The organism is Mesorhizobium sp. M3A.F.Ca.ET.080.04.2.1, from assembly GCF_003952525.1.
Taxonomy (GTDB): Bacteria; Pseudomonadota; Alphaproteobacteria; order Rhizobiales; family Rhizobiaceae; genus Mesorhizobium.
The window spans coordinates 1,899,258-1,921,391 of the sequence record NZ_CP034451.1; the positions used below are offsets into that span (position 1 = coordinate 1,899,258).

The 22,134-nt window shown below is 64.7% G+C and carries 19 protein-coding genes; 11 read left to right on the forward strand and 8 right to left on the reverse strand.

The genetic code is table 11. From position 1 onward, the window contains the following. Positions 1-12 precede the first annotated feature (12 nt). Positions 13-705: an FCD domain-containing protein gene (locus EJ074_RS09310; RefSeq protein ID WP_095805789.1), complete on the forward strand. Its 693-nt coding sequence runs from the start codon at positions 13-15 to the stop codon at positions 703-705. A gap of 66 nt (positions 706-771) precedes the next feature. Here EJ074_RS09310 and ggt read toward each other — a convergent pair whose 3' ends face one another. The 7 genes from ggt to EJ074_RS09345 all read right to left on the reverse strand — a co-directional run bounded on the left by ggt (position 772) and on the right by EJ074_RS09345 (position 8,719). Next, positions 772-2,358, reverse strand: coding sequence for a gamma-glutamyltransferase (ggt, locus tag EJ074_RS09315; protein WP_129553108.1), 1,587 nt, complete (start codon positions 2,356-2,358; stop codon positions 772-774). A gap of 169 nt (positions 2,359-2,527) precedes the next feature. Further along, a complete protein-coding gene (locus EJ074_RS09320; protein WP_348627022.1) occupies positions 2,528-3,598 on the reverse strand; it encodes an ABC transporter ATP-binding protein in 1,071 nt (356 codons plus the stop codon). A 61-nt stretch (positions 3,599-3,659) separates the two neighbouring features. Beyond that, positions 3,660-4,268: a cupin domain-containing protein gene (locus tag EJ074_RS09325; protein WP_129553110.1), complete on the reverse strand. Its 609-nt coding sequence runs from the start codon at positions 4,266-4,268 to the stop codon at positions 3,660-3,662. A gap of 265 nt (positions 4,269-4,533) precedes the next feature. Then, positions 4,534-5,604 carry an ABC transporter substrate-binding protein gene (locus EJ074_RS09330; RefSeq protein ID WP_129553111.1) on the reverse strand — a complete coding sequence of 357 codons (1,071 nt, stop codon included), beginning with the start codon at positions 5,602-5,604 and terminating at the stop codon, positions 4,534-4,536. A gap of 28 nt (positions 5,605-5,632) precedes the next feature. Beyond that, positions 5,633-6,454: an ABC transporter permease gene (locus EJ074_RS09335; protein WP_129553112.1), complete on the reverse strand. Its 822-nt coding sequence runs from the start codon at positions 6,452-6,454 to the stop codon at positions 5,633-5,635. Then, on the reverse strand, positions 6,451-7,338 hold the full coding sequence (locus EJ074_RS09340; protein WP_129553113.1) for an ABC transporter permease: 888 nt from the start codon (positions 7,336-7,338) through the stop codon (positions 6,451-6,453). The genes EJ074_RS09335 and EJ074_RS09340 overlap by 4 nt, the downstream gene beginning before the upstream one ends. Positions 7,339-7,435: 97 nt before the next feature. Beyond that, entirely contained in the window at positions 7,436-8,719 is a 1,284-nt protein-coding gene (locus EJ074_RS09345; protein ID WP_129553114.1) for an FAD-dependent oxidoreductase, read from the reverse strand. A 197-nt stretch (positions 8,720-8,916) separates the two neighbouring features. Here EJ074_RS09345 and EJ074_RS09350 point away from each other — a divergent pair, with 197 nt between their 5' ends. From EJ074_RS09350 to EJ074_RS09370, 5 genes are all read left to right on the forward strand, one after another. Next, entirely contained in the window at positions 8,917-10,074 is a 1,158-nt protein-coding gene (locus EJ074_RS09350; protein WP_129553115.1) for a fumarylacetoacetate hydrolase family protein, read from the forward strand. Between the two features lie 272 nt (positions 10,075-10,346). After that, a complete protein-coding gene (locus EJ074_RS09355) occupies positions 10,347-11,279 on the forward strand; it encodes a substrate-binding domain-containing protein (RefSeq protein ID WP_095805493.1) in 933 nt (310 codons plus the stop codon). Positions 11,280-11,384: 105 nt separating this feature from the next. Then, positions 11,385-12,371, forward strand: coding sequence for an ABC transporter permease (locus EJ074_RS09360; protein ID WP_129553116.1), 987 nt, complete (start codon positions 11,385-11,387; stop codon positions 12,369-12,371). A 4-nt stretch (positions 12,372-12,375) separates the two neighbouring features. Then, on the forward strand, positions 12,376-13,170 hold the full coding sequence (locus EJ074_RS09365; RefSeq protein ID WP_129553117.1) for an ATP-binding cassette domain-containing protein: 795 nt from the start codon (positions 12,376-12,378) through the stop codon (positions 13,168-13,170). 56 nt (positions 13,171-13,226) lie between these two features. Beyond that, entirely contained in the window at positions 13,227-14,249 is a 1,023-nt protein-coding gene (locus EJ074_RS09370; RefSeq protein ID WP_129553118.1) for a LacI family DNA-binding transcriptional regulator, read from the forward strand. Positions 14,250-14,503: 254 nt separating this feature from the next. On the opposite strand, the gene EJ074_RS09375 is transcribed toward EJ074_RS09370, so the two are convergent. Beyond that, positions 14,504-15,085, reverse strand: a complete 582-nt coding sequence (locus EJ074_RS09375) for a TetR/AcrR family transcriptional regulator (protein ID WP_129553119.1) — start codon at positions 15,083-15,085, stop codon at positions 14,504-14,506. Between the two features lie 248 nt (positions 15,086-15,333). Here EJ074_RS09375 and EJ074_RS09380 point away from each other — a divergent pair, with 248 nt between their 5' ends. The 5 genes from EJ074_RS09380 (at position 15,334) to EJ074_RS09400 (ending at position 21,913) form a co-directional block, all read left to right on the forward strand. Beyond that, positions 15,334-15,570 carry a hypothetical protein gene (locus EJ074_RS09380; protein WP_129553120.1) on the forward strand — a complete coding sequence of 79 codons (237 nt, stop codon included), beginning with the start codon at positions 15,334-15,336 and terminating at the stop codon, positions 15,568-15,570. Further along, positions 15,564-18,761 (forward strand): multidrug efflux RND transporter permease subunit, encoded by a 3,198-nt coding sequence (locus EJ074_RS09385; protein WP_129553121.1) that lies wholly within the window; start codon positions 15,564-15,566, stop codon positions 18,759-18,761. Before EJ074_RS09380 ends, EJ074_RS09385 begins: the two co-directional genes overlap by 7 nt. A 14-nt stretch (positions 18,762-18,775) precedes the next feature. After that, positions 18,776-19,930 (forward strand): efflux RND transporter periplasmic adaptor subunit, encoded by a 1,155-nt coding sequence (locus tag EJ074_RS09390; protein WP_095805486.1) that lies wholly within the window; start codon positions 18,776-18,778, stop codon positions 19,928-19,930. A gap of 159 nt (positions 19,931-20,089) precedes the next feature. Beyond that, positions 20,090-20,782: a GntR family transcriptional regulator gene (locus EJ074_RS09395; protein WP_129553122.1), complete on the forward strand. Its 693-nt coding sequence runs from the start codon at positions 20,090-20,092 to the stop codon at positions 20,780-20,782. 27 nt (positions 20,783-20,809) lie between these two features. Further along, positions 20,810-21,913, forward strand: coding sequence for a mandelate racemase/muconate lactonizing enzyme family protein (locus EJ074_RS09400; protein ID WP_129553123.1), 1,104 nt, complete (start codon positions 20,810-20,812; stop codon positions 21,911-21,913). The last annotated feature ends 221 nt before the right edge of the window (positions 21,914-22,134 follow it).

A 22,134-nucleotide genomic window follows, 5' to 3' on the forward strand; every position in this document is an offset into this window, starting at 1 on the left:
TTGGTTAAACCAATGGATGTTATCGGAGACGGCGGCCACGCTGCGCTGGTGCAACTTCAGGCCTATCTCGCGCAGATGGACCTGTCCGGCGAGACGCGACTGCCGGCCGAGCGAGAGCTTTGCGAAAGCCTGGGTGTTTCGCGTGGCGACTTGCGCAAGGCTCTGGCGGTGCTCGAAAAGGACGGCCGAATCTGGCGCCATGTCGGCAAAGGCACCTTCGTCGGAAGCGGCCCGATCGAAGAGACGATCGGCATTTCCGAAATCGCCGGGCGCACCAACCCCGCCGATGTGATGCGCGCGCGCCTAATCATCGAGCCGGAAATCGCGCGCGAGGCAGCACTGCACGCGACGCTTGACGACATAGCCGCGATGCGGAAATCGCTCGCCCAGACGCGCGAGGCGGCGACGTGGCGGCAGTATGAGAACATCGACAATGCACTTCACCGGCAGATTGCGCAGGCGAGCAGAAACAACGTGCTGCTCGGCCTGTTCGACGTGCTCAACGCGGTTCGGCGAACCGTGGTGTGGGGCCGCCTGCGTGCCGATGGCGCGCGCCCCCCTGCCGACCATCATAGTTTTGCCGATCACGAGAAGATCGTGGAAGCCATCGCCGAGCGCGATCTTGCAGGCGCTGCAACCGCCATGCGCCAGCACCTGCTGCAGGTCGGCCGACGTCTGATTCCAGCCCATGAGGCGGCTGAATAGCCCGACGCATGCAGCTGCCGGCCTGCAACGCACTAGCGGAGCTTCCCGCCTGAGCGAGCGTGCCCCTCAATAGCCGAGCGCCAACCCGTCCTTGCGTGGATCGGAGGCGCCGGTCAGCGTGCCCTTTTCCCAGTCGATCAGCACGGCCTGCCCGCCGCCAAGTGGATGGTCGGCCTCCACCACCTGATGGCCTCTGCGCCGCAGGCCCTCGACGGCATCGGCGCGCACGCTGCGCTCGGCCTCCACCATATCGTGATTGTAGAAGACACGCGGCGTATCCAGCGCCTGCTGCGGGTCCATGCCGAAGTCGATCATGTTGGTCAAAAGATGCACGTGGCCGAAGGGCTGGTAGCCGCCGCCCATGACGCCGAAGGGCATCACGGCGCGGCCATCCTTGGTCATCATGCCGGGCATGATCGTGTGCATCGGCCGCTTGCCGGGTGCTATCGCATTCGGATGTCTGGGATCGAGCCGAAAACTGGTGCCGCGGTTCTGCAGCACGATGCCGGTCTTCGGGCCGACGACGCCGCTGCCGAAGGAATAGTAGGTCGAGTTGATGAAGCTCACCGCATTCAAGTCGCGATCGACGACGGTGATGTAGACCGTGTCGCTGCCCGGGAGCTCAAGGCGCGGCAGACCGGTCATGGCGCGCTCGGGATCGATCGCGGCCCGCAGCCGGCCGGCATAGGCGCTGGAGAGAAGCGCCTTTACGGGCACCGCGACATGATCGTGATCGGCAAGCAAGTCGTCGCGATCGCGGTAGGCCAAACGACCGGCCTCGATCTCCAGATGCAGCCGTTCGGCGCCGTTGGGATCGAGCGCGCCAAGGTCGAAGCCCGAGAGCACGTTCAGCATCAAGAGCGCCGTCAGGCCCTGGTTGTTCGGCGGCATCTGATGGATGTCGTAGCCATTATAGGAGATGCTGATCGCGGTCTTGTACTCGCCCCGCGTCACTGCGAAGTCGTCCAAGGTGTGCAAGCCGCCGAGCGCGCGAAGCCGTCCGACCAGATCCTCCGCGACTTCGCCTTCATAGAAGCCGGCGCGACCCTTTCTTGCGATTATGCGCAGCGTTTCGGCGAGCTCCGGCTGGCGATGCACGTCACCCGCCTTTGGGGCCTTGCCGCGGGGTAAGAAGATGCGCGCCGCCACTTCGTCGGCCGACAGATCGGTTTCGGGATCCTCCCAATCGAAGGCGACTCGGTCATGCACGACATAGCCGTTTTCGGCATAGTGGATGGCCGGAGCGAGCGCCTCGGCCATGCCCTTGCGGCCGTGGTCTTCGAGCAGCCGGCACCAGGCGTCCACGGCACCGGGAATGGTGACCGCGTGCGGGCCCTGCTTCGGCAGTTCGCCAAAACCTTTCTCCAGATACCAGTCGACCGTCGCGGCGTTCGGAGCGCGTCCCGAACCGTTGAAGGCAATCACATCGCCCTCGCCCTTCGGGCAGTAGAGCACGAAGCAGTCGCCGCCAATGCCGGTCGATTGCGGCTCGACCACCGCCTGCACTGCGGCGGCGCAGACGGCCGCATCCATGGCATTGCCGCCGGAGCGCAGCATGTCGATGGCGGCAAGTGTGGCCAGCGGATGCGAAGTCGCGGCCATTGCTTCGGTGGCGCGGACCGGCGAGCGGCCTGGGAAATGGAAATCACGCATGTTGTTTTGGCTGACCTCGATGGATTGCGATGGCCACGGCGCGAGGCCGCGCGGCAGAGCACGATAGCGGAAGCGAGCACGACGGCAATGGACCAGCACTGGTCCATGGACCGCCACGCCGGGATTGATGAAGCCGGCGGCCGAAGATGCTCGTTGAACCCGGGGGAGATCAGCTCGCCAGCATGGGGCAATTGGCACCCCGCCGCAGGCTGACATGCGCGATGTCGCCGACGCCGAATTGAAAGCCGTCGGCGCGGCGCGGAGCATCGATGACGATGGAGGTCCCCCGCCCAAGCTCGGCGTGAAGGCGCAGGGTGCGGCCGTGAAAGACAATGCCACTCACGCGCGCGGGCGCGGTGCCGGCGGCCGCCTCGGTGGCTGCGAGCAGATCCTCCGGGCGCACGCCGATGATACGGGTGTCACCCGCCGCCGGGGTTTCGCCACTGTCCGAGACCGCCTCCAACGGCAGCTCGCCGGCGGCGAAGCGCAAACGCTCGCCGTCGCGGGCGACAAAGCGCGACTGCAGAAGGTTCATCGTGCCGATGAAGGAAGCGACGAACCTCGTCGCCGGACGATCATAGAGGGTCGCGGGCGGCGCGATCTGCTCGATGCGGCCCTTGTTCATGACCACGATGCGATCGGAGATCGACAGCGCCTCGGTCTGGTCGTGGGTGACCATGACGAAGGTGGTGCCGAGACGCGACTGCAGTCGCTTCAACTCCACCTGCATCTGCTCGCGCAGATGTGCATCGAGCGCCGACAACGGCTCGTCGAGCAGCAGCACGCGCGGCTCGCACACGATGGCACGGGCGAGCGCGACGCGCTGGCGCTGGCCGCCGGAGAGTTCGGAGACGCGGGCGCGAAGCTTGTCGGCAAGCCCGACCATTTCGAGCGCTTCGCCAACGCGCTTGGCCTGCTCGGTTCCGGACAGTTTGCGCACCGACAGGCCGAAGCCGACATTGGCCGCGACGTCCATGTGCGGAAACAGCGCATAATCCTGGAAGACGGTGTTGACCGGCCGGTCGAAAGGCCTCAGGCCGGTGATGTCGCGGCCTTCGAGCAGCACATTGCCGCTGGTCGGGCTCTCGAAGCCGGCGATGACGCGCAGGCTGGTGGTCTTGCCACAGCCGGAGGGGCCGAGCAGCGTCAGGAACTCACCCTGAGCAATTTCGAGATCGACGGCGTCGAGACCGACGATGCCGCCTGGAAAGACTTTCGAGACTCCGTCCAAACGCACCAAGGCGTCCCGCAATTCCGGGCGGAAAACCCTCTCACCCTTTTCCGGGGATTGCTCGGTGGCATCAGGCGCCATCGCGCACCTCGGACGGCTTGGTGGTGTTGACCCAAAGGATCTGGCAACGCTCGGAACCGAGGTTGCGGAAGGCATGCAGCAAGGTGCTCTTGAAGGCAAAACTGTCGCCGGCCTTGAGCACATAAGTGGTCGCATCGACCACGAGTTCGACCTCGCCCGCCATCACGAAGCCGAATTCGTGGCCGGCATGGGCATAGGCTTCCGCGGTGCCACCGCCGGCCTCGACCGTCACCAGCATACCGGTGAGCGCGGCTGCGGGCGGCGAGAGCAGCGCCTTGGCGACGCCTTCCGATTTGACCGGAATCGAGCGCCGCTTTTCCGCCCGCACGCAATAGAGGTCGTTGACCGCGTCATTGCCGTCGGCAATCAGCGCCGAAGCCTCGATGTCGAGGGCTGCCGCCAGTGGCCAGATCACCTTGACGCGCAGCGAGGACATGCCGCGCTCGATCTGGCTGAGCGCGCCGATCGAAATGCCGGCTTTGGCGGCGAGTTCTGCAAGCGACAACCGGCGCTCCAGCCTCAGCGCCCGCACCCGGCGGCCAACGCGCACATCGGCATCGTCCTTCGGCCTTTCGGCGGCTTCTTCCGCTATGTCCATCGTAATCCTCGTTGCAGTACTTCGGCCAGCGGCTACCTTCAGCGCTCACTAACTGGCGTCGGCACCGCTCCTCACCTGCCTGCCAGCATCCTCTCCCCGTATAGTGACGGGGAGAGGGAAGCTGTCAGCGGCGGTTTCGCCAATTGCCGGCGCCGCAGGACTGGCGCCGGCATTTCGGCCAGCCCCTTCTCCCCGTCACTATACGGGGAGAAGTGCCCGGCAGGGCGATGAGGGGCAGCGCCAGCTTCTTGCTTCAACCCGACGCTCAGCCGCCGGCCTTCACCTTCTCGAACATCTTGGCGACATCGTCATTCTGCTTCATCGGTCCGGTGAAGATGGTGGTCTTCAGCATCACGTCGGGATCCGCAGGCAGCTGCAGCTTGTCCAGTTCCTCCTTCGACACGCCGGCGAAGGCGGTCGAGAGCGAGCTGCCATAGCCGTAGGACTGGATCAGATACTTGCCCGAGTCGGCGTCGAGCCGGCTGTTGATGAAGTCATAGGCGAGATCGACGTTCTTGGCGTCCTTCAGCATGACGAAGCCGCAGGCCCAGGTGAGCATCCCCTCCTTCGGCTTCATGAACTCGACCGGAACGCCCTGCTTCTTCAGCGAGGTGGCGGAGGCATTCCAAGTCATGGCGGCGACCAGCTGGCCGCTCGCCAGCGCCTGCTCGACCGAGGTCATGTCGGTTGTGTAGCTGGAAAGCAGCGGCCGCTGCTCGCGTAGCTTTTCCGCCACCTTGTCCATCTGCTCCGGCGTCATATCGAACGGATTTACGCCGGCCAGAAGCGCCGCGACGATCGGGGTATCATGGACGGCGTCGATGGTCGCCATGCGGCCGGCATATTGCTTGTCCCACAGAAGATTCCAGCTCGCCTCGGGGTTCTTCACCAGGTCGGTGCGGTAGAGGATCGAGGTGTTGCCCCAGTCCCACGGCACCATCCAGACCTTGCCGTCGCCGGCCTGCAGGTCGGGCAGGTTCTTGAACACCGGGAAGATCGAATCCCAGTTCTTGATGCGCTTCGTGTCGATCGGCTGCAGCAGGCCTTCCTTGTTCCAGCGCGCGACCTTGTCATAGCAGGGATGCGCGATGTCCGGCCGGAATCCGGCCTTGACCTTGGTAAAAGCATCGTCGTCATCGCCGAAGATGGTCGCCTCGACGGCGTCGGGATGCGCGGCCAGGAAGCTCTTGTTGAAGTCGGGCAGTTCGTAACCCGACCAGGTGAAATATTGCAGCTTGTCGGCGGCAAAAGCGACCGTCGACGACAGCGCCAATGCCAGTGCGGCAAGACCGGCCCGCGCCTTGTGTCCGGTGATCGATTTCAGGTGCAATGTCATTTTCGTTCTCCTCTTCGTTGTTGTCGTTTCAGGCTGGATTGCGGCGCGCCGCGCCAAGGCCGCGGTGGCGCAGGATTTCGGCGAAGCCGGCGATGACGAAGGACACGGAGAGGATCATCGTCCCGAGCGCCATGACGGTCGGCAGCGAGCGCGGGAAGCGCAGCTGGCTCCAGATGTAGAGCGGCAGCGTCGGCTCGGTGCCGGCCAGAAAGAAGACGACGATGAACTCGTCGAAGGAAGTGAGAAAGGCGAGCATGAAGGCCGACAGCACAGCCGGCGCACTCAGCGGCAGCATGACGCGCCGGAACGTCGTCCAATCCGAGGCGCCGAGGTCGAGCGCGGCCTCGCGGACGGTTTTTGGAATCGCGGCGAAACGGCTGCGCATAACCACCACCGTCGTCGGCAGTGCCACCAGGATATGGCCGAGCACGATAGAAACACGCGACGGACCGAGGCCGATGAGGTTGATCAGGATGAGGAGCGAAATGCCGACGATGACGCCGGGGATCAGGATCGGCAGGCGGGCGACGGCGCTGATCGTGGCGGCGAGCGGCGAGCGGCCGTAGAGGTCCATATAGGAGACGGTGATGCCGCAGAGCGTCGCGCCGGACGCGGCGATCACACCGATGAGGAGGCTGTTGGCAAGCGCGCCCGAGAGCGCCGGATTGCCGTAGAGCGTCCGATACCATTCCAGCGTGAAGCCCTGCAGCGGAAACGCCGCCTGGATGGAGTTGTTGAAGGAAAACAGCGGAATGAGCAGCACCGGCAGATAGAGGAAGACGAGATAGGCGAGCACATAAAGGCCGAGCCAGCGGCTGCCTGCGTCGGCGTTCGTGCGGGCGGCGCTCACGTGCGGCTGCCAAATCTGCGGTCGGCGCCGCGTGCGACAAGCACCACGCAGAAGATGACCAGCATGACGCAGACCGAGAGCGCCGCGCCAAACGGCCAATCATTGGCTTTGCCGAACTGTGACTGGATCAGCGTGCCGATCATGGTGCTGGCCGGACCGCCGACCATGGCCGGCGTGACATAGTCGCCGACGGTCGGCACGAAGACCACGAGAGCGGCTGCCAGGACGCCCGGCATCGAATTCGGCAGCACGACGCGGCGGAAGCTGGTGAAGGGTCGCGCACCGAGATCGGAGGCGGCCTCGAGCAGCGACTTCGGGATCGTATCCAGCGCCACATAGATCGGCAGGATGGCGAAGGGCGCGTAGGCATGCGCCAGTGTCACCACCACCGCGGCCGGCGTGTTGAGCAACGCGAGTGTCGGCTCCGACCACAGGCCGCTTTCGATGAAAGCCGAGTTCAGCACGCCGTTATAGGCAAGCACGATCTTCCAGGCGAAGACGCGCAAAAGGTAGCTGGTCCAGAAGGGCAGCGTGACCAGGAAGAGCAGCAGGTTGCGCCGTCGCCCGGCATGGAAGGCGAGGTAGTAGGCGACCGGATAGGCGGTGACGACGGTCGCCAGCGTGACCAGGCCGGCAATGACCAGCGAGCGCAGCGTCACCGTCCAGTAGAGCGGGTCGGTGGCCACGGTGACGAAATTCGCGAAGGTCAGGCCGGCGCCGAGCAGCGAGCCGTCATTGCTCCTGAAGGCGAGGAAGATCACCAGGCCAAGCGCGAACAAGATCAGGAAGAAGGTGACCAGCCCGCCCGGCAGCAGCATGGCGAAACGGAAGCCCGGCGAGAGGCGGGACTCCGGCAGGGGCCGCGCTGCAACGATGGTAGACATTGTGCTTGCCCATCGGATTCTTGAAATCGGCTAATGCTTTTTTCATATTCATGAAACTGTCAAGCTGAATCCGCTTGTGCGCCGCGCGCGTTCGGCATCAGCGCTCCAGTGCGTCGAGCATCCGGTACCAGGTGATCGCCGCGGCAACGCCGACCTGGCGGAAGGCGTGGAACGGGATCGGCCTGATGGGTGAAAGCGGGAATGGCAATTGTTCGCCATCGCCACCCGCCAGATAGCCGGCCATGCGCTTGCCCATCGCGCTCATCAGGCCGACGCCCCTGCCCTGGCAGCCAACCACGGCGAGCAGGCCCTGTTCCGGCTGATGGAGATGGGGCAAGTGATCGGGCGTCATCGCCACACGCCCGAACCAGCGCTTTTCGATCGGAATGCCGGCAAGCGCCGGATAGATCCGAACCAGCGCGCGCTCGAGATGCGCCCAGTCGGCAGGGCTGGACGGCAGCGCCATGCGGCCGCGCCCGCCGAGCACCAGGCGGCCATCGGCGCTCTTGCGGTAATAGATGAGAATGCGGCGCGAATCCGACACCGCCTGGCCGCCCGGCAGGATTGAGGCGGCAAGATCGGCCGGCAACGGCGCAGTGGCGATCTGGAAGGAATGCAGCGGCACGATGGTGCGGGCAAGGCCAGGCAACAGGCTGTCGGTATAGGCGTTGGTCGCCAGCACGACCGATTTCGCGCGCAGTTCGGATCCGCCTTGCGTCGAAACCCGCCATAGGCCGGCTTCCCTGCCGAGTTTCACCACTTTCTGGCGTTCGGCGACCTTGGCTCCTGCAGCCGCGGCAACCCGCGCCAATTCCATTGTGTAGGAAAGCGGATCGATGACCCCAGCGCGGCGGTCAAGCCAGCCGCCGAGATAGCCCCTGGCGCCGGTCATCGCCGCGATCTCGGCCTGGTCGAGCAGCTTGACGTCGGCGCCGCGTGACCGCCATTGCCGGTCGCGGCTGGCCGCCGCCTTCAAGGCCGTTTCAGTATGCGCTGCCTGGATCCACCCGCTACGCATGAAAGGAACGGCAAGCTTCTCGTCGCGGATGAGATCGAACACCACGTCGGCCGTCGAGGCAGCAAAATCGACCAGCGCCGCTCCGCGCTGATTGCCGAAATGTCCGATCAGCCATTCGGGATCGTATTTGAGGCCCGGAATGACCTGGCCGCCGTTGAGGCCGGAGGCGCCCTGCCCGATCGCGCCGGCATCCAGCACCTGCACCGAGAGACCTGCCCGGGCCGCATGCAGGGCGGTCGACAGGCCCATGATGCCGCCGCCGACGATGACCGCATCGAGCGTGACTGCGGCTGAAAGCGCGGATTGGAATGCCGGGGCCGCTTTGGGTTTCTGCCAGACCGGGTCGGAAAAGGAGGTGCGCAAAAATCACCTAAGCGCTGGGAACTTCCTGAAAATCCTATTGTCGATTTCACGATCTTGAAAGGGCAATTCGAATGGGCCAGCCTGCCCGCGGCTGTGGAACAGCGCGCCGTGGTCTACAAACCATCTGAGCAACAGGATAGACGTTCGGGCAAAATCCGGGGAAAGTGCCGGCCGACAATCGAGAGGACGAGAAAATCATGACCGATCCGACCCGCCTGCCCGCCGACGGCCTGTTCGTGGGCCGGGCAAGGAGTGCCGAAGCGCCCCATCCCCTGGTCGTCACGGTGCGGGATGGCGAGGTCGTCGACATCACGTCGAGCGCGGCACCCACGGTGCGGGACGTCTGCGAGATGAAGGATCCGGCGGGCCATCTGCGCTCAGCCGAGGGCAAGGCGATCGGCTCGCTCGGCGCGATCGCGGCGAACAGCTTCGAGGCGAGACGCGACCCGAAGAAGCCAGTCCTGCTGTCGCCCATCGATCTGCAAGCGGTAAAGGCTTCAGGCGTTACCTTCGTCGTCAGCCTGCTCGAGCGCGTTATCGAGGAGCAGGCGCGCGGCTCGGCGGAAAAGGCCGATGCCATCCGTGCCGACATCGCCGGACTGATCGGCCACGATCTGTCGAAGTTGAAACCTGGTTCGCCCGAGGCGATGGAGATCAAGGCCAAGCTCATCGAGCGCGGCGCCTGGTCGCAATATCTGGAAGTGGGCATCGGCTCCGATGCGGAGATCTTCACCAAGTGCCAGCCGATGGCCTCGGTCGGCTTCGGCGCCGATGTCGGGCTGCACCCCGTCTCGACCTGGAACAATCCGGAACCGGAGATCGCCATGATCGCCGATAGCAGCGGCCGCATTGTCGGCGCCACGCTCGGCAACGACGTCAATCTGCGCGACGTCGAAGGGCGCTCGGCGCTGCTGCTCGGCAAGGCCAAGGACAACAATGCCTCGGCCGCGCTCGGGCCATTCATCCGGCTGTTCGACGAGACATTCTCCCTTGCCGATGTGGAGCGTGCCACGGTGCGCCTCAGCGTCGAGGGCGAGGACGGGTTCTCGCTAGAGGGCCAAAGCTCGATGGCCGAGATCAGCCGCTCGCCTGAAGAACTGGTCAAGGCCGCGATTGGCTCGCATCACCAGTATCCGGACGGGCTGGCGCTCTATCTCGGCACCATGTTCGTGCCCTCGAAGGATCGCGGCGAGAACGGCAAGGGTTTCACCCACAAGGTCGGCGACATCGTCACCATCTCGTCCGAGAAGCTCGGCGCGCTGGTCAATCGTGTGCGGCTGTCGCCGGACTGCCCGCACTGGACCTACGGCACCAGCCACCTCATGCGCGACCTCGCCAGAGCAGGCCTGATCTAGCGGCGCGCCGGAGCCAGATTGTCACTGCCCATCCGACCAAGCTGATGGGCTGACGGCGCCGCTTGCCCCGAAAAATATCACCTGAACTGATGCAATCTGATGGGATTGCTGATGGCGTGTGCGCCTGTGCCAACATCCATTGGCGATGGAGGCTTGTCAGCGATCGAAAAAGGGAATGCCCTAGAGACACCCGCTGGGCGCTGGCAGGAGACGCGGGCCTTGCGGACCGCATCGCGCCTGAGGAGTTGGTTTTCAACACGGGAGGAAATCGAATGCTTTCGCGGCTAAGACTGCTCGTGCTCGCCTTGATCGGGGCAATCGCCATTCCGGCGATGGCCGAGGCCAAGACGTTCTACTGGATTTCGCATGGCGGACCGGCCGACCCGGTCTGGACCTACTTCCTGGCCGGCGCCAAGCAATGGGCGAGCGACACCGGCAACAAGGTCAACACCTCGTTCCACAATGGCGATGTCGCCTCGCAGCAGGAGGCGATCCGGGCCGCCATCTCGGCCAAGGCCGACGGCATCGCCACCACCAGCCCGGACCCGGGCAGCCTCGTCGAAGTCGTCAAGGAGGCCCGCGCGGCCAACATCCCAATCATCAACTTCAACACGCCGGACCCGAAGGCGGATTTCAACGCCTATGTCGGCGGCGACAACGCCACGTTCGGCAAGCATTGGGCGCAGTACCTGGTGGACAAGGGCCTGGTGAAGAAGGGCGACTTTGTGTGGATGCCCGTCGAGGTTCCCGGCGCCACCTATGGCGTCCAGGAAGAGGAAGGCATCAAGAGCGTGTTCGAGCCGCTCGGCATCACCTATGAGGTGACCGAGGCGACGCTCGACCAGGCCGAGGTGATCAACCGCATGGTCGACTACCTCACCGCAAACAAGGGCAAGGTGAAGGCCATCATCGGTCTCGGCGATCTCGTCACCGGGTCGATCAAGCGCGTCTTCGACCAGGTCGGCGTCAAGCCGGGCGAAATCCCGGTCGTCGGCTGGGGCAACTCGCTCGACACCACGCAAGAGGTGCTGAACGGCTATGTCAATGCCGCACAGTGGCAGGACCCGCAGGCGACCAGCTACGTCGCGCTGTCGCTTGCCGCGATGGCGTCGGCCGGCATTCCTCCGGGCTTCGACGTCATCACGGGCGCGCTCTATGAAAAGGATACCGCCGGTGTGTACGACAAGATCCTATCCGGCAAGTAAGTCCTGACACCGACGGTCGCGGCTTTCGGGCCGCGACTGCTTCCCTGTGCCGGGAGCCTGCCCGATGGGTGCGGGCCTCAGCCAATCAACTGCGTCGCGGGCTCAATGGAAAACCGTTTCTTCATCCAACGTTTTGTCGCGCGGCCGGAATTCGGCCCGCTGGTGCTGCTGATCGTCGAGATCGCCGTCTTCTGGGGCATCAACCCCGACTTCCTGTCGCCGCAGAACATCTCCAACACGCTCGCCTTCACCGTCGAACTCGGGCTGATCGCGCTGGCGATGACGCTGCTGATGACTTCAGGCGAATTCGACCTCTCGGTCGGTTCGCTGTTCGGCTTCTCGCCGGTGCTGATGTGGACGCTGTTCAACGGCGGTGTCACCTCGCTGGAGATCGGCTTCCTCATCGCGCTCGTGGTCGCGGCCTTGGTCGGGCTGGTCAATGGCTGGTTCGTCACCCGCCTCAAGATTCCGTCGTTTCTCGTCACGCTCGGCATGCTTCTGGTGGTGCGCGGCACCGCGCTCTTCGTCACCGATGGCTTTCCGCAGCGCACCTGGAGCGCCGAAGGCAGCTGGCTCGCCGACATCCTGGTCGGCGATTTCTACATCGGACCGTTTCGGATATACGCCTCGCTGTTCTGGTTCATAGGTGCTGCAATCGCGCTCGGCTACGTGCTGACGCAGAGCCGCACCGGCAACTGGATCCAGGCCGCGGGAGGCAATGCCAATGCCGCACGCGCGCGCGGCGTCAACGTCAACCGTGTCAAGGTCGATCTGTTCATCCTGTCGGCGGTGATGGCCTCGCTCGCCGGCGTGATCTCGTCGCTGCGCACCTCGGCCGCCAACCCGAACAGCGGCACCGGCTACGAGTTGGAAGTCATCGCCATGGTGGTCATCGGCGGCACGGCGCTGACCGGCGGCCGCGGCACCATCGTCGGCACGGTCCTCGGCATCCTGATCCTGCGCGTCATGCGCAACGGCATCGTACTGATCGGCGTCCCGGGGCTCGCCTACAACATCTTCATCGGCGCGATCATCCTCGGCATGATGGCGCTGCACTCATGGCTCGAACGCCGGCACCAGGCAGGGACGTGAACCCATGGCCGAACCACTGATCCGCATGCAGAACATCCGCAAGTCCTACGGGCGCGTTCAGGCGCTGGTCGACGCCAACTTCCACGTCGACGAGAGGGAGATCGTCGGCCTGCTCGGCGACAACGGCGCCGGCAAGTCGACGCTGATCAAGGTGCTGTCGGGCGCGGTGCCGCTGACCAGCGGCGACATCTTCATCCGCGGCCGGAAGGTGAACCTGCGCAGCACCAGCGACGCCATCGCGCATGGCATCGAGACCATCTACCAGGATTCCGCGCTGGTCACGCAGCTGTCGATCGCGCGCAATCTGTTCCTCGGGCGCGAGCCGATCAAGCCGCCGCGCTTCCTGAACCGCATGGATCAGGAGGCAATGAACTCGGTGGCGCGCGACCTGCTGAAGCAGGTCGGCATCTCGAAGAACATTCCGCCGACGACGCCGATCGGCTCGCTGTCGGGCGGCGAGCGACAGGCGGTGGCGATCGCGCGCGCCATGCATTTCGACAGCGACCTCATCATCCTCGACGAGCCGACCAACAATCTCGGCGTCGCCGAAACGCAGGGCGTGCTGAGCTTCGTTCGCAGCGCGCGCGATTCCGGGCATTCCTGCATCTTCATCGCCCACAACATCCATCACGTCTTCCAGGTGGTCGACCGCATCGTGGTCATGCGCCGCGGCAAGGTGGTGGCCGACGACATCGACCCGAAGATGACCACCGTCGCCGAGGTCGAGCGCATCATCACCGGCATGTCGGACAAGGAGATCAGCGACGCCATCGCCGACGGCCCGCAGCCGCATGGCTGATTGGCCTGACGTTGATTTGCTGACAGGGGCTCGCATCCCATCCTATGACTGGACCCATGAAAGCCACCGTAGCCGACATCGCCAGAAGCTGCGGCCTGTCTACCGCAACGGTCGACAGGGTGCTGAACAACCGGCCGGGCGCGAGCGCGGCCAACCGGCAGCGCGTCATGGAGGCGGCCAAGCAGCTCGGCTATCTGCCGACGCTCGACCAGGTCGTGCTGCCGTCGAAGCCGGCGCACCTGGAATTCTTCCTGCCGATCGGCTCCAACGCCTTCATGGCCGATCTTGCGCATCACATCGAAGACTATGCCGCGCGCCTGCCGTTGGTGGCCTCCTGCCGCATTCACAACCTTGCCGGCATTTCGCCCGGCGCGCTGCAGGGAGCGGTCGAGAACCTGTCGCTCAAGGCCAATGGCGTCGGCGTCATCGCCGTCGACCATCCACGCACGCGCAACATCCTGCGCGAGCTCGTCGAGGCCGGGATCAGGCTGGTCACGTTGGTCTCGGACGTGCCGGCGGCACCGCGCTCAGCCTATGTCGGCATCGACAACCGCGTTGCGGGCCGCACGGCGGCGCTGCTGATGGGCCGCTTCCTCGGCGGCCGGAGCGGGCATCTGGCGATGGTGGTTGGCTCGCGTTCCTATCGCGGCCATGAGGAACGCGAGATGGGTTTTCGCTCGGTGCTGAGCGAGGAATTCCCCAACCTCACCATATCCAGCGCCGTCGAAATCAACGACGAGCCCGACATCAGCTACAGCGCAACGATGAGGGCGCTGCACAACGAGCCGGAACTGCTCGGCGTCTATTGTGTCGGTGCCGGACGCTCAGGCGTGGCGAAGGCGCTGCTGGAATCCCGGCCGCGCAAGAAGCCGGTGTTCATCTGCCATGACCTGACGAGGGAGACGCGCCGCTATCTGGTCGACGATCTCGCCGACGTCGTCATCGACCAGAACGCACGGCTGATCGCCGAGCAATCGGTGATCCGCCTGCTAGGTTCGATCGCCTCGTCGGCACCCTATCTGACGAAGAAATTCATCGAGCCGCGGCTGATCTTCAAAGAAAACGTGCCGGTCCAGTAAGCTGGCGCCGACGGCGGGCCTTTCGATTTGTCTGACGATTGATCCGGCAAATCTGCACAGCAGCCATGCATGTTTCGCAATTGCCGACGCCTTGGGCAACCCGTATGTATCACCGTGTCGGATGTCTTCCTCCTCCCAGACATCGACGGTGAATGCGGTACACCTCCTCCCGTGCCGTATTCGAAATCGAAGCCCGCTGCCTCCTCCTCCCGGCAGCGGGCTTTTTCTTTGCCCGTGAAAAACTGAGACGGCCGTCAGCGCGCCCGGAATGAGGCGATCAGGCTCTCGGCCATGCGCACGAACTGCGCGCTCGGGCCTTCTGCGCCGACGCTTTGCATCGAGACGCGTGCGCCTTCAAGCAGCAGCGACAGTGTGTCGGCGAGCAACTCCGCCTGACCGACGCCGGCATCCCGGCAGAGCGCCACCAGCCGTTCGCGCTGGGCTTCCTTCAGTTCCTTTATGACGCGCCTTGCCGGATGGTCGGCCTCGCTAAGCTCAACGGCGGCATTGGCCATATCGCAGCCGCGGCTGTCGGCGCTCAGCATTTCCGAGGCCTTGCGGACCCAGGCATGCAGTTGCGCCAGCTTGTCGCCGGGATGCTGGGCCTCGAACTCATCCCAGATCCTTGAAGCCTTGGCCGCCGTGGCGCGCAGGCATTCGATGATCAGGTCGTCCTTGGATTCGAAGTGGCGGTAGAGCGTCATCTTGTTGGTGCCGGCAGCCTCGGTGATGGCGTCGACACCTACACCCTTGATGCCGTGCTTGTGGAACATGTCCTGCGCCGTCTCCAGGATTCGATCCCGGGGGCGGGAACGCTCCGCGACGCCGTCGGTCATGACTGATCTCCTTTCGTTTCCAAAAAAACCGAGGTCACCTCTTGACTAGGGTGTTACCGGTCTGTAACTTCCAGAATGTTACTTACTGGTAACACCTATATCGCTCCCCGTCAAACGACAAGGCCACCGACACCCCTGCCAGAGTGAGATAGGACGCAAAACCTGCCTGTCATGCGGCTTCGGCCGGTGAATTCGAGAAAAAAGCGGCCCGTGATCAACCGATGCGGGACGAGCAAGGAGCTACTCCTATGCAGAAGCGCAAAGACCTGACGATCGACGAAGCCATCCGGGATCCGATGATCCGGCTGGCGATGAAGGCGGACGGGATCGACCCGAAAGCCTTCGAGCGGATGCTGCGTTCGCGCGCGCCGGAAAACGCGCCGGGCACGATCCTGCCATCCTTCCTGGAGGACTCCGGCTCCGGCCGGGCCCGGCGCCTGCGCCATTCCGCCAGACCGTTCGGCGAGGCAACCGCGTCATGGTAAGATTCTTCATCTCGCGCCCGATCTTCGCGTCGGCGATCGCCATCATCATGGTGCTTGCCGGTGCGATCGCCTATTTCCTGCTGCCGGTCTCGCAGTTCCCCGACATCACGCCGCCCCAGGTCGTGGTCAGCGCACACTATCCGGGCGCAAGCGCGCAGGTGGTGGCCGACACGGTGACCACGCCGCTCGAGCAGCAGATCAACGGCGTGCAAGGCATGACCTACATGTCGTCGACGAGCTCGAATGACGGCTCCTCGACCATCACCATCACCTTCGATGTCGGCTATCCGCTGAGCACGGCGGCCGTCGACGTGCAGAACCGCGTCTCGCAGGCCGCATCCTCCCTGCCGGCCATCGTCAATCAGGGCGGCGTGACGATCAAGAAGCAGAATCCCAACTTCGTTTTGATCGTCGACCTCACCTCGCCGGACGGCTCCGTCGATCCGGTGGCGCTGAGCAACCTCGCCTATCTGCAGGTGGTCGACCCGTTGAAGCGGCTACCCGGCGTCGGCGATGTGCAGATCTTCGGCGAGCGCCGCTATTCGATGCGCGTCTGGCTCGACCCGGACAAATTAGCCAATCTCGGCATCACCGCCGTCGACGTGCAGAACGCCATTGCCGAGCAGAACGTGCAGGTGGCGGCCGGCAAGATCGGCCAGTCGCCGGCACCGGCCGGCACCGCTTTCGAAATGCAGGTCAACGCAGTCGGCCGCTTGAGCGACCCGAAAGAATTCGGCGACATCGTCGTGCGCGCCAATTCGGCAAACGGATCGCTCGTGCGGCTGCGCGACGTGGCGCGCATCGAGCTCGGCGCGCTGCAATATTCGTCCTCCGCCTTCTTCGGCAAGGACCCGACCGTGGTGCTTGCCGTCTACCAGATGCCCGGCTCCAATGCGCTCGACCTGCAGCAGCGGGTCAAGGACAAGATGCAGGAACTGTCGGCGCGCTTCCCGAAAGGCGTCCACTACGCCATGCATTACGACACGACGCGCTTCGTCTCGGCCTCGATGCACGACGTGCTGATCACGCTCGGCGAGGCACTGGTGCTGGTCGTGGCGGTGGTGTTCATCTTCCTGCAGAGCTGGCGCACCACCATCATCCCGACCATCGCCATTCCGGTGTCGCTGATCGCGACGCTGGCGGTGATGTACCTGCTGGGCTTCTCGCTCAACATGCTGTCGCTTCTCGGCATGGTGCTGGCGATCGGCCTCGTCGTCGACGACGCCATCGTGGTGGTCGAGAATGTCGAGCGACAGCTGGAAGCCGGGCTTTCGCCGCTTGCCGCGACGCGGGCGGCGATGGCCGAAGTCACCGGCCCGATCATCGCTACCACCGCGGTGCTGATGGCGGTGTTCATTCCGGTCGCCTTCATCCCCGGCGTGTCGGGCCGGCTCTACAATCAGTTCGCGCTCACCGTGGCGATCTCGGTCGGCATCTCGGCCTTCAACTCGCTGACGCTCAGCCCGGCGCTGAGTGCTGCCTTCCTGCGCCATCGCGGCGAGACGCAGTTCGTCCTGTTCCGCTGGTTCAATGCCGGTTTCGACTGGCTGTCGCATGCCTATGCCCATGGCGTGCGTGTCCTGATCAGGTTGCGCTGGGCCATGCTCGGCCTGTTCGCGGCCGGCCTGGTCGCCACCTATTTCGTCTGGCAGAAGCTTCCCTCCACCTTCCTTCCCGTGGAGGACCAGGGCTATTTCTTCGTCGTCATCCAACTGCCGGACGGTGCTTCGCTGGAGCGCACCGATGCGGTGGCGCAGAAGGCGCGAGACATCCTGCAGGCGACGCCCGGCGTCGACATCGTCGGCTCGATCAGCGGGCTTAACTTCCTCACCAGCGCCGCGCAGTCGAACTCGGCGGTCGAGTTCGCGATCCTGAAGCCGTGGGACGAGCGCGGGCCTGACCAGAGCGCTTCCAAGCTGGTCGAGCAGGTGCGCGGCAAGCTGTTGCAGATCCCGGAAGCCTTCGCGCTGTCCTTCGATCCGCCCTCGATTCCGGGCCTCGGCACCACAGGCGGCTTCGAGTTCCAGGTCGAGGACCTTTCGGGCCGCGGCAGCGCGGCGCTCAACGAGGTGACGCAGGCGCTGATCGCCGAAGCGCGCAAGCAGCCGGAGCTCAATCCGCAGCAGCTGTTCTCGTCCTTCTCGACCTCGACGCCGCAGTTCAACTACGACCTCGATCGCAGCAAGGCCAAGCTGCTCGGCCTCAACCTGCCCGATGTGTTCAACACGCTGCAGATCTATCTCGGCTCGCTTTACGTCAACGACTTCAACCTGTTCGGCCGCACCTTCCGGGTGACGATCCAGGCCGACAAGGACGCGCGCGCCGACGCCACCGACATCTCGCGGCTCTACGTGCGCAATGCTTCCGGAGGCATGGTGCCGCTGAGCACGCTCGGCAAGCTTGTGCCGATCGTCGGCCCGGAAACCGTGCCGCACTACAACAACAACGCCTCCGCCCTGATCAATGGCGGCGCCGCGCCCGGCTTCTCGTCGGGACAGGCGGTGGCGGCGATGGAACGGGCGGCGGCGAATGTGCTGCCGCGGGACTTCGGCTATGAGTGGACGGGCATCACCTATCAGGAGCTCAAGGCCGGATCGATCGCTTCGGTCGTGTTCGGGCTGGCGATCGTCTTCGTCTTCCTGATCCTGGCGGCGCAGTATGAGAGCTGGGCGATGCCGTTCATGGTGCTGCTCGCCGTGCCGCTGGCCCTGTTCGGCGCCTTCCTCGTGCTTCTGCTGCGCGGCATGCAGATCGACGTCTATTCGCAGATCGGCTTCGTCATGCTGATCGGCCTGGCGGCGAAGAACGCGATCCTGATCGTCGAGTTCGCCCGACGTCGTCGCGAGGAGGGTCTCACCATCGTCGAGGCGGCTATGGAAGCAGCAAGACTAAGGCTCAGGCCGATCCTGATGACCGCCTTCGCCTTCATCCTCGGCGTGCTGCCGCTAATGTTCGCGACGGGCGCAGGTGCGGCGAGCCGCCAGTCGATCGGCACCACCGTCTTCGGCGGCATGGTGGCGGCGACGGTGTTGTCGCTGGTCTTCGTGCCGGTCTTCTACGCGGTGATCGAGAAGCTGCGCGAGCGCGGCGAGAAAGAACCCGCCGCGGGGCATCGGGAATCTCTGCACCAGGAAGACATTGAACCGACCGCCGAGCCGGCGCTTGAGCCGCTCGCCCAGGCGGCTGAATAGGACTGGAGACCAACATGCGTAAATGGAAAATCGCTTTGGGAACGGCCGTCGCGCTGGGCGCGGTCTCGATGGCCAGCGTGCACCTGCTGGACATGGGCAATCTCAGCCTCAATGGCGGCACGGCGGGCGCGGCGCCCGCGCCGGCAGCCTTCGTCATGCCGGTGCCCGTGGTGAACGTCGTCAAGAAGACGCTGCCGATCTACCTCGATTATGCTGCGCGCGTCGAGCCGATCCGCAGCATTACGCTGCAGGCGCGCGTGCCCGGTTATCTGCAGGAGCAGAATGCGGCCGACGGCAGCGACGTCAAGCAGGGCGACCTGCTCTACCGGATCGCTCCCGAGGACTACCAGGCCGCCCTCGACCAGGCGAAGGCGCAGGTCGAACGCGACACGGCAACGCTCGACTATGCGCGCTCGAATCTCGGGCGCGGCAGCGAGCTCGCCAAGAGCGGCTATCTCGCCAAGGACAGCTTCGACCAGCGCACCAGCACCTTGCGCGCAGCCGAAGCGGCGCTGCTGCTCGACAAAGCGGCGGTGCGAACCGCCGAGCTCAATCTCGGCTATGCCGAGATCAAGGCGCCTTTTCCAGGGCGCATCGGCCGCAACCAGGCCTCGGTCGGCACGCTGGTGAGCGTGGCCGGCACCGTGCTCAACACGCTGGTGCAGCTCGACCCGATTTACGTCACCTTCAACCCGAGCGAGACCGACCTCGTACAGATCGAGCAAGCCAAGGCGGCCGGTGCGGTCGCCGTCGACGTGCTTCTGCCCGGCGAGAGCGAGCCCAGCCAGAAGGGCGAGCTGACCTTCATCGACAACACGATCGATCATTCAACCGGCACCATCACGGCGCGGGCAACGATCGGCAACGCCAAGTTCACGCTGCTGCCGGGACAGTATGTGCGCGTGCGGCTGCATGTGAAGGAACAGCCCAACACGCTGATGGTGCCGCAGGTGGCGCTCGGTTCCAGCCAGCTCGGCAAGTACCTCTATGTCCTCGGCAAAGGCAACACGGTCGACCAGAAACTGGTCTCGCTCGGGCCGACCGATGGCGAGCTGATTTCCGTGACCTCCGGCATTTCCGAAACCGACCAGGTGATCACGGGCAATCTGCAGAAGATCGGACCCGGAATGCCGGTTTCCCCCTTGCCGCAAGCCAAACCGGCCAGCTGATTCCCCCATCAGATCCGGTCCGACGGCGCCCTCGACAGCCACGTCGCGGGCGCCGTCTTCTTTTGTGTGTCGCAATCCGCACAAAAGCGGTCGCCAATCTTCTTGTTGGATTGTCGACAATCTGCTTGTCTGGCCGCCGGTTCATTCAAAGTGAGGCGCATGGCAAAGGTGGACTTCAGTCCGATTGCAGATACGACGCGCCGGGCCGAGATCGTGGCGCTGCTCAGGCGCGCCATCCTGACCGGCCAGTTGGAGCCCGGACAGAAGCTCAATGAGCTCCGCATTTCGGAGCAGATGCGGGTCAGCCGGGCTCCGCTGCGCGAGGCGATGCGCGAACTGGTGCAGGAAGGCATCCTGACCAGCATTCCCTATGCCGGGACCTTCGTAATCGACGTCACCGCCAAGGACATCATCGATGTCTATTCGCTCAACAAGGTGCTCGACGAGTTCGCCATCGAGCAGGCCTGGCCGCTGCGCGACCGGCGCTTCTTCGACGAGCTCGACCGCCGCCATGCGAGCGTCAAGCAGGCGACGCGGGCGCTCGACACCACCCGCCAGATCGAGACGGCGCTGCAGTTGCACGGGCTGATCTACGAGTGGGCCGACAATTCGGTGCTTTCGGAAACCTGGCAACGACTTGCCAGTCGGCTGCAAATGTATTTCGCGCTGCACCAGCGCGCGCGCAACGAGTTGGTGCCGGCCGAGGATGTGCACGAATCCTATGTGCGACTGCTCAAAGGCAACGACATGCGCGCGGCCCAGCGCCATGCGCGCGAGCACATCGACCACGATTTCGAAGAGCTTCTCGCCTATGCGCGCAGCCTTGAAAAGCGCATGTCGAAGAGCGCCTGACCATTCCAGCTGACAACGGACGACAACGTGAAGATCAAGACCATAAAAGCCTATCATGTCGTGCAGCCCTTCGTGGACGGCCCCTATCGCATGTCGAAGGGGCGGGTCGCCGACTGCTTCGACGCGGTGATCGTCGCCATCACCTGCGACAGCGGCGCGACCGGCTGGGGCGAAATGGCGCCGCTCGGCAATTTCTACTCGGCCGCATTTCCAGCGGGAACACGCGCGGGCGTGCCGGAAATCGCGCCGCATCTCATCGGCCACGACCCGCGCGGCCTCGCCGGCATCGGCAGGCTGATGGACACGGTGTTCAAAGGCCACCCTTACGTGAAATCCGCGCTCGACATGGCCTGCTGCGACCTCGCTGCGCGCGCCGCCGACGTGCCGCTGGTGACGATGCTCGGCGGCCGCGAGAGCGAAACGGCTGAGCTCTACAAGGTCGTCACCCACGGCACCCTCGACCAGATGGCGGCGCTGGCTAAGCGCATCGTCACGGAAGGCTACCACCGGCTGCAGGTCAAAGTCGGCGGCAATGTGCGCGACGACATCGAGCGGGTCACCGCCGTTGCGGCCGCCGTGCCCAAGGGCACGGTCATCTTCTGCGATGCCAATGCCGGCTGGACGCCCTTCCAGGCGCGTCAGTTCGCCGATGCCACGCGGGGCATCGATTACACGTTCGAGCAGCCCTGCACGACGCTCGAGGAGAACATGTCGGTGCGGCGTATGCTGGACAAGCCGATGGTGCTGGATGAATCCGTCACCTCGCTCGAGGAGATGCTGGAGATTCACCGCCTGGGCGCGGCCGACGGGCTGACGCTGAAGATCTCGCGGCTGGGCGGCGTCACCAGGACGCGCCAGATCCGCGACGTCGCCGTCGATCTCGGTTTCATGATCACGGTCGAGGACACCGGCGGGGCCGAGATCGACACCGCCGCCATGGCGCACTTGTCGCTGTCGACACCGGAAGAGCGCCGGCTGCACGCGATCGCCTTCCACGAATGGGTGACGGTGCGCACCGCCGCCAACAAACCGCCGGTGACCGGCAGCCGCATGGGCATTCCCGACGGCCCGGGCCTCGGCATCGATGTCGTCCCGGACCTGCTCGGCAAGCCCTTCTTCGCGATCGGCTGAGACGATGGCCCCGCATGTGAAGGCGATGCCCATCCCGGGTTGAGGCGCTTTACGTCTGCTGGAGACGAAGACGGTGGCGCACCCGCACAGGCAGTGCCATTCAGTCGTCCGCCATGCTGAAGGCGATGGCGTTTTTTACTCAAGACCGACAGTTCCAGAAGTTCCCGCTGCCCCCTTCCCCGACACCGAAGGTCCCGCATTGCCGCTGGAACCTCGTCTCG

What these genes read in the sequence shown, in the direction of transcription:
- EJ074_RS09310 (WP_095805789.1), top strand. Translation starts at nt 13, where the DNA reads ATGGATGTTATCGGAGACGGCGGCCACGCTGCGCTGGTGCAACTTCAG.
- ggt (WP_129553108.1), bottom strand. Translation starts at nt 2,358, where the DNA reads ATGCGTGATTTCCATTTCCCAGGCCGCTCGCCGGTCCGCGCCACCGAA.
- EJ074_RS09325 (WP_129553110.1), bottom strand. Translation starts at nt 4,268, where the DNA reads ATGGACATAGCGGAAGAAGCCGCCGAAAGGCCGAAGGACGATGCCGAT.
- EJ074_RS09330 (WP_129553111.1), bottom strand. Translation starts at nt 5,604, where the DNA reads ATGACATTGCACCTGAAATCGATCACCGGACACAAGGCGCGGGCCGGT.
- EJ074_RS09340 (WP_129553113.1), bottom strand. Translation starts at nt 7,338, where the DNA reads ATGTCTACCATCGTTGCAGCGCGGCCCCTGCCGGAGTCCCGCCTCTCG.
- EJ074_RS09350 (WP_129553115.1), top strand. Translation starts at nt 8,917, where the DNA reads ATGACCGATCCGACCCGCCTGCCCGCCGACGGCCTGTTCGTGGGCCGG.
- EJ074_RS09355 (WP_095805493.1), top strand. Translation starts at nt 10,347, where the DNA reads ATGCTTTCGCGGCTAAGACTGCTCGTGCTCGCCTTGATCGGGGCAATC.
- EJ074_RS09360 (WP_129553116.1), top strand. Translation starts at nt 11,385, where the DNA reads ATGGAAAACCGTTTCTTCATCCAACGTTTTGTCGCGCGGCCGGAATTC.
- EJ074_RS09365 (WP_129553117.1), top strand. Translation starts at nt 12,376, where the DNA reads ATGGCCGAACCACTGATCCGCATGCAGAACATCCGCAAGTCCTACGGG.
- EJ074_RS09370 (WP_129553118.1), top strand. Translation starts at nt 13,227, where the DNA reads ATGAAAGCCACCGTAGCCGACATCGCCAGAAGCTGCGGCCTGTCTACC.
- EJ074_RS09375 (WP_129553119.1), bottom strand. Translation starts at nt 15,085, where the DNA reads ATGACCGACGGCGTCGCGGAGCGTTCCCGCCCCCGGGATCGAATCCTG.
- EJ074_RS09380 (WP_129553120.1), top strand. Translation starts at nt 15,334, where the DNA reads ATGCAGAAGCGCAAAGACCTGACGATCGACGAAGCCATCCGGGATCCG.
- EJ074_RS09385 (WP_129553121.1), top strand. Translation starts at nt 15,564, where the DNA reads ATGGTAAGATTCTTCATCTCGCGCCCGATCTTCGCGTCGGCGATCGCC.
- EJ074_RS09390 (WP_095805486.1), top strand. Translation starts at nt 18,776, where the DNA reads ATGCGTAAATGGAAAATCGCTTTGGGAACGGCCGTCGCGCTGGGCGCG.
- EJ074_RS09395 (WP_129553122.1), top strand. Translation starts at nt 20,090, where the DNA reads ATGGCAAAGGTGGACTTCAGTCCGATTGCAGATACGACGCGCCGGGCC.